This is a genomic window from Neobacillus drentensis (assembly GCF_036965645.1).
GTDB classification, from domain to species: domain Bacteria; phylum Bacillota; class Bacilli; order Bacillales; family Cytobacillaceae; genus Neobacillus; species Neobacillus drentensis_D.
On record NZ_JBALPZ010000110.1, the window covers coordinates 1 to 3025 of the forward strand.

2 protein-coding genes are annotated in these 3025 nt (G+C 37.0%); both read left to right on the forward strand.

Features of this window, described 5'->3' with window-relative positions:
• On the forward strand, positions 1-850 hold an 850-nt coding region (locus V7266_RS19630; RefSeq protein ID WP_335470160.1), incomplete at its 5' end, for a DUF5605 domain-containing protein.
• A 335-nt stretch (positions 851-1185) separates the two neighbouring features.
• Positions 1186-2757 (forward strand): apiosidase-like domain-containing protein, encoded by a 1572-nt coding sequence (locus V7266_RS19635; RefSeq protein WP_335470162.1) that lies wholly within the window; start codon positions 1186-1188, stop codon positions 2755-2757.
• Positions 2758-3025 lie beyond the last annotated feature (268 nt).

The window sequence follows — 3025 nt, forward strand, 5'->3', positions numbered from 1 at the left end:
CAGAAACATTTGGTGGAGTCTGGCAAATGAGTTCGATGTGGTATTTAGTAAGAATGAACAAGACTGGGAGGCATTTGGTGAGTTTATAAGTAGTAATGATCCTTACCATCATTTGCTATCCAATCATAACATGCTTGGGTTTTATGATGCATCCAAACCTTGGATTACCCACTGCTCTATTCAGACAAACAGTTTTCAAAAAACTAAAATGTTCAGTGATCAATATAAAAAGCCTGTTATGATTGATGAGTGCAAATATGAAGGAAACATTGATGAAAGTTGGGGCAATATATCAGGCTTTGAGATGGTTCACAGATTTTGGTCTGTTATGGTGCTTGGTGGCTTCTGTACTCATGGAGAAACTTTTCATAGAGATGATGAGGTTCTTTGGTGGTCAAAAGGTGGAGAACTACACGGGGAGAGTGCAAACCGCATTGCTTTTCTAAAGGATATTATGTATGAACTGGAAGGGGAAATTCAGCCAGTTCGAGGTGCGTTTGATACAGATCCTAATGATCTCAGTTCAAAGGAAAAGCTAGAGGCTGCACAGAATAACCCATTTGCAAAAGCTATTTTGAATACTGACCCTTTAGTATTTGATGATTTTAGGACTAGGGTCGTAACATCCTGGACAGGTGGATATGGTGACAAATATATCATTACATATCTAGGTAGGGAATGTCGTTGCTTCCTTGATATGGAGCTACCAGAAAACGGTGAAGAGTATTCAATCGAAGTAATAGATATTTGGGAAATGACGCGTGAAACAGTGCTTGAGAGAGCAAAAGGAAAGGTAAGGGTTAATTTACCAGGAAAAGAAGGGATAGCAGTTATTGCGACGAGGAAATAAGATGGTAAAAGCAAGAAGTCATTTATTAGTTTAGCATTAATCACGTTTTATTTTATTTGAATGGTTTTAATTACACAAATTTATTTTATTTAACAGCTTAGACAGGGAAAACTTCAGTAATGATACTCATAAAGATACGTTTGTAAGTATCTAATTACGGAGTTTTTCCTGAGTCCTGATTAAAAAAAACCTTTGTAATCTTGGCTGCTGTTAGTCTTCCTGTTTGGACAAGAACTTCATCCTTGATTGAATCTTAAACGAGTGAAACAGGTATTAAGAATTTACAGAGTATTATTCGGAGTACTCTAGATAAGTAAATAACGAGGCGAAAAAGAATGAAACAATATCAAATATATGAACTTACATTTAAGGGAAAAGAACCAGAAGGTGACTTTGTAAACGTTGATATCAAAGGAGTTTTTCAAGTAAATGGGAAAAAAATATGTGTCAACGGATTTTACGATGGAGAAGAAAATTACCGGGTTCGTTATCTGCCATTAGAGAGTGGATGGTGTGAATATAAAGTCGAGTCTTCTATAGAGCTATGTGGAACGATGGAAGGAAGAGAATGGGTAGAAGTTGCTGATCATAAAGACCATGGATTAGTTCGGGTGAATAATCTATCATTCCAATATGAAGATGGAACCCCCTATCTGCCATATGGTACAACAGTATATGCACTTCTCCATCAGAAAAAGATACTGATGGATGAGACAATAGAAACTTTGAAAACAGCACCATTTAATAAAGTACGTATGTGTATTTTTCCGAAACATTTTGAGTTTAACCGGAACGAACCAGAGATATTTCCTTTTGAACGGGATGCAGAGGGAAAATGGGACGTGAAAAGACCGGACTTTAAATTTTGGAGGAATCTGGATGAGAAACTGATCCAGCTACAGGAATATGGAATTCAGGCAGATTTGATACTTCTTCATCCTTATGATTGTTGGGGACTTATGTATCTGACCAGAGAAGAGTATGAGATTTATTTGGAATATCTTATACGAAGAGTTGCTGCATACCCGAACGTTTGGTGGTCTCTTGCCAATGAATATGACCTGATGGATGGATTGGAACAAAAGGATTGGGAAGCTTTTGCAGAATATCTTGGTATTAACGATCCATATCAACACCTTCTCAGCAACCACAACTTTGTACATCCTTGGGATTTTTCCAACCAATATACAACTCATTGTAGTCTGCAGCAAGCTGATGCAGCAAAAATTCCAGCACTATTCCAAAAGTATCACAAGCCTGTAATTTATGATGAGTTGGGATATGAAGGAAACATTCCTTATAACTGGGGTAATTTATCCGGGTTTGAAATAGTAAATAGGTTTTGGAAGACCTGTTGCATGGGAGCTTATGCAACCCATGGAGAAACCTATATGGAGAAAATGGATAATAACCAGATCCTTTGGTGGAGCAAGGGGGGCAGACTGAAAGGAGAAAGTGTACGTCGTATTGCATATATGAGAGAGCTTTTTGAAGAAATGCCAGGAACACTTACCTTGTATCATTCACAGGATGCAGTACCATTTGAGACCCAGCAGCAGTTACGCGAAATGGTGGAAAATGGAAAAATGGAAATTGCAAATAATCTGGTATTCAAGTGTATGTGCAAGCTCAATGATGGAGAATTTGCACATATGATGGAGTTTATGACACCTCCAATTGTTCATTATAAGGATAAGGTATTTCTGACTTATCTTGGTGATGCATGCACAATCTATACAACCATGAATCTTCCCGAGGATGCAGTTTACACTGTGGAAATAATCGATGTATGGGAAATGACAAGGACAGTAGTTAAGACCAATGCCAGTGGAAAAACAGAAATTGATCTTCCAGGAAAAGTTGGAATTGCAGTTCTAGCAACAAAGGAAGCCTTACATTGTGGATAATAGTCAGTTTGAACAGTTTCCATAACTTTATCCAAATAGATAATAAAACATCCTGGAGATAAATGTGAATTTTCTTCCGGGCTGTTTCTTTTTGGTATATTTTTAGTTTGTAAACTTATTTGTTATGCCTGACACTCACGTATGCCAATAAGCCAGTGGTTTTTCTGGTAATTTGCTGGACAACCTATTAAAAAATACTAGAACAAATGAAAAATAAATAAGTGTGATTTAACAATATAGTATTTGAGGTGCTGAGAAATACAAATAG

Bases quoted from the DNA above. Each gene is read 5' to 3' on its own strand.
- V7266_RS19635 (WP_335470162.1), top strand. From the start codon at position 1,186: ATGAAACAATATCAAATATATGAACTTACATTTAAGGGAAAAGAACCA.